Origin of the sequence: Janthinobacterium sp. Ant5-2-1, assembly GCF_001445815.1 — a bacterium.
Taxonomy (GTDB): Bacteria; Pseudomonadota; Gammaproteobacteria; order Burkholderiales; family Burkholderiaceae_D; genus Janthinobacterium; species Janthinobacterium lividum_E.
Map to the genome: position 1 here is coordinate 1 of NZ_LNCE01000122.1, position 3,492 is coordinate 3,492.

The following is a 3,492-nucleotide window of genomic DNA, read 5'->3' on the forward strand; positions in this document are numbered from 1 at the left end:
CAGCATGGGCTGGGTGCTGACCCTGTGCGCGTGCGCGGGCTGGTTCGCGGGCTTCCTGGAACCTGAGCTGGCGCAGGCCATCGTCGGCACGCCCCGCGTCTGCCTGGGCGGCAGCGGCGCGGCGACAGGTTATGCGGAGGAAGAAGGCGACGGCTACCGCATCACGGGCAGCTGGGACTACGCCAGCGGCGCGCCCATGGCGACCCACTTCACCCTGAACGCCCGGCTGCAGCGCGATGGCCAGCCCCTGCTCGATGCGGATGGCAAGCCGCGCATCCGCGCCTTCCTCGTGCCCGCCGCGCGGGTGCAGCTGGTGCCCTCGTGGAACAGCATCGGCATGCGCGCCAGCGCCTCGCACAGCTATCGCATCGATGGCCAGTGGCTCGGCAAGGAACATGGCTTCACGATCAGTCCCGGCACCGCGACGGCCGACGGCCCCCTGTACCGCTATCCGTTCTACTCGCTCGCCTACGTGACCCTGGCCGCCAACGTGGCCGGCATGGCCGCGCATTTCATGCAATTGGCCGAAGAATGCATGCGCCACCGACGCCATGCGCGCGCCGGCTTGCCGCTGCTGGACGTGCCGGAGGTGGCCGCATTCCTGCAAGGCAAGCAAGACGCCTTCACTGCCGCCCGCACCCGCTTCTATGCCGTGCTGGACAACAGCTGGGCGCAAGTGGCGGCCGGCGCGGCCCTCGACGCGGACGGCATGCAGGCCGTGCAGACGAGTTCACTGGATTTGGTCGCCGTGTGCCGCGCGGCAGTCGATGGCCTGTATCCGTATTGCGGCCTGTACGCGGCCCGCGAAGACAGCACCATCAACCGCGTCTGGCGCGATTTCCATACGGCCAGCCAGCATTCACTGCTGCTGCCCTGACGGCCGCAGCTTGAGCGGTTCGGCAATGGTCAGCACCACCAGGAAGGTCAGGCAGGAAATGGCCGCCATGAAGCCGAACACATAATCCCAGCCGTAATGATCCAACAACATGCCGACGATCCACGGCGTGGCCGCGCCGCCCAGCTGGCCGCCCATGTTGACGACGGCGTTCGCCACGGGGAATTTTTCCTTCGAGACGAATTGCATCGGATACACCATGTAGGCGGAAAAACCGATGCTCAGCAGTACGCCCGTGAGGAACAGCAGCGCACCGTATTGCAGCGGGTCGGCCGGCGCATGGATCAGCAAGTACATCATGACGGCCGTCGACAGGGCGGAAATGAGCATGCCGGGCTTGCGGCGCTTGTCGAGCACGCGGTCGGCCAGCAAGCCGCCCAGGATATTGCCGAAGACGGCGCCCACCCACGGCGCGGCCGCCACCATGCCCATGTTCATGATGGAAAACTGTTTTACGGTCAGCAAATATGTGGGGATCCAGGCCAGCAGCACGCTGGAAATGCCCAGCTGGCAGCAATAGCCGAGCGCGCAGCCGAGAATATTCCACGAAGCAAACACGCCACGGCTGGTGGTAACAGCTGGCACCTCGCGCACACGGATCAGCTTGTCGAGCCAGGGCATGGGCCGCGACGTGGCCGCCGAGCCGGTGCTGCTGCCGTCCAGCGCTTTTTCCTCGATGACGGCCAGTTCTTCCCCGTTGACGAAGCGGCTTTCTGCCGGCTTGTTGGTGACCAGGAAATACCAGAAGATGGCCAGGATCACGCCGGGCACGGAAAACCAGATGAACACTTCGCGCCAGCCCCAGGCGGCGATGATGGCCGCACCGAGGATGGGCGTGATCACGGGGCCGAACTTGACGGCGGACAGGAACAGGCCCGAGGCCGTGCCCTTCTCGCGCGAGGGAAACCAGTGATTGATGGTCGTCGTCACGCCGATCGGCAACGGTCCTTCCGCCAGGCCCAGGCCGATGCGGCACAGCTTTAATGACAGCAGGGAACCCACGAGCCCCGTCAGCCCGGTGGCGATCGAGGTGAGGACCATGGAAATGGTAAACACCTTGCGCACGCCGAACTTCGACAGCAGCCAGGCGGAAGGCAGTTGCGCCAGCGCATAGGCGACGAGGAACAGGCTGACGAGCCCGCCCGCGTCGGTATTGCTCATTTCGAACTCCTTGCGCAGGAACGGCAAGACCACGCCCAGGTTGGCGCGGTCGGCGGCGGCAATCGTGTAGACGATGAAAAACAGGGCCGCGACGACCCAGCGGTAGCGCGTGGGACGGCGGGCGGCCAGCGGTGCGGCAGGCGCCGCAGCCGGGGCGGTGGTAATGGTATGCATGAGGTGTCTCCCGATTTTTTTCTAGTGATGGCGGATGTCAGCGCAGTTCCAGCCGGCGCAAGGTCTCTTCCAGCCCCAGCAGGTCGACGGTCGTGGCGCCGTCTCGGATCTGCTGGCGAAATTGCGCTTCCTTCTCTTCGCGCTGGCGGCTTTTCTGCAGCACCGCTTCCACCTCGTGGCGCTTCACCACCACCACGCCGTCCTGGTCGCCGACGATGATGTCGCCCGGGTCAATGCTGACGTCGCCGATGGTGACGGTCACGTTCAGGCGTCCCGGCTGGTGCTTGCCCGTGCCCTTGATCGACAGGCCCCGGCTGAAGACGGGAAAGCCGGCTTCCGTCATGGCGGCCGCGTCGCGCACGGCGCCATGGATCACCAGGCCGGCCAGGCCGATCCGCTGCGCCTGCTCGGTAAACACGTCGCCCCACACGCCCGCCTCCAAGAAACCCTTGGCGTCGACCACCAGCACGTCGCCGGGCCGGGCCTTGAGCATGGCGTAATGCAGCATCAGGTTGTCGGCCGGGCGCGTATCGACGGTTAGGGCGGGTCCGGCCAGGCGCATGCCGGGCGCAATCGGCTTGATGCCGCTGTCGAGCGCGCCTTTCGCGCCCTGCGCTTCATAGATGGTGGCCGCACCCAGCTGGCGCAGGGCGTGCAAGGTGGCAATGGAAACATGCTGGTCCATGGTGTGCTTTCAGAGATGAAGTGAGGGAAGAATCAGGCGGTGGCGGGCTTGCGCTGCAGGGTGTGATAGCCGAACTGGCGCCGCGCGTCGCGCAGGGACATGCCGTCCAGCGCGGCGGCGACGATGCGCAATTCCACGGCCTGCATGGCCAGGGCCCGTTCGAAGACGTCGTGCGCCCGGTCCGCCGGCACGATGACGACGCCATCCTGGTCGGCCACGACGATGTCGCCGGACGCCACGCGCACGCCGGCCAGGCTGACAGGCGCGCCGATGGCATCCACCTGCACCCGGTCCTTGCCGGTGCGCATGAAGCGCCCCAGCGCAAACAGGGGGTAGCCGGCCGCATCGGCTTCCGCCGTGTCGCGGCACACGCCGCCGACGATGGTGCCGGCCACGCCACGCTGCGCCGCCAGCTGGCTCATGATGCCGCCCCATACCGTGCAATCGCGGCGGGCCGCGTTGTCGAGCACGGCAATGGCGCCGGCGGGAATATCGTCGAGGTAATCGCCCACCGTGCCGGGCGACTGGCTGTCGACGGGCGCGAAGCGCACGGTGAAGGCGGGGCCGAACAGGCGCC

4 protein-coding genes are annotated in these 3,492 nt (G+C 66.8%); 1 reads left to right on the plus strand and 3 read right to left on the minus strand.

Going from position 1 to position 3,492, the window contains the following annotated elements; all coding sequences use genetic code 11:
• Positions 1-877: acyl-CoA dehydrogenase (locus ASN89_RS25445; protein ID WP_058051203.1), on the plus strand; the 877-nt coding region annotated here is incomplete at its 5' end.
• On the opposite strand, the gene ASN89_RS25450 is transcribed toward ASN89_RS25445, so the two are convergent.
• The 3 genes from ASN89_RS25450 to ASN89_RS25460 all read right to left on the minus strand — a co-directional run.
• Positions 860-2,230: an MFS transporter gene (locus tag ASN89_RS25450; RefSeq protein WP_082654753.1), complete on the minus strand. Its 1,371-nt coding sequence runs from the start codon at positions 2,228-2,230 to the stop codon at positions 860-862. The genes ASN89_RS25445 and ASN89_RS25450 overlap by 18 nt on opposite strands.
• Before the next feature lie 37 nt (positions 2,231-2,267).
• Positions 2,268-2,915: a 4-carboxy-4-hydroxy-2-oxoadipate aldolase/oxaloacetate decarboxylase gene (locus ASN89_RS25455; RefSeq protein ID WP_046685005.1), complete on the minus strand. Its 648-nt coding sequence runs from the start codon at positions 2,913-2,915 to the stop codon at positions 2,268-2,270.
• 32 nt (positions 2,916-2,947) lie between these two features.
• A partial coding sequence (locus ASN89_RS25460) for an RraA family protein (RefSeq protein WP_058051204.1) occupies positions 2,948-3,492 on the minus strand: 545 nt, incomplete at its 5' end.

Coding starts and splice junctions, on each gene's coding strand:
- ASN89_RS25450 (WP_082654753.1), bottom strand. CDS start 2,230: ATGCATACCATTACCACCGCCCCGGCTGCGGCGCCTGCCGCACCGCTG.
- ASN89_RS25455 (WP_046685005.1), bottom strand. CDS start 2,915: ATGGACCAGCATGTTTCCATTGCCACCTTGCACGCCCTGCGCCAGCTG.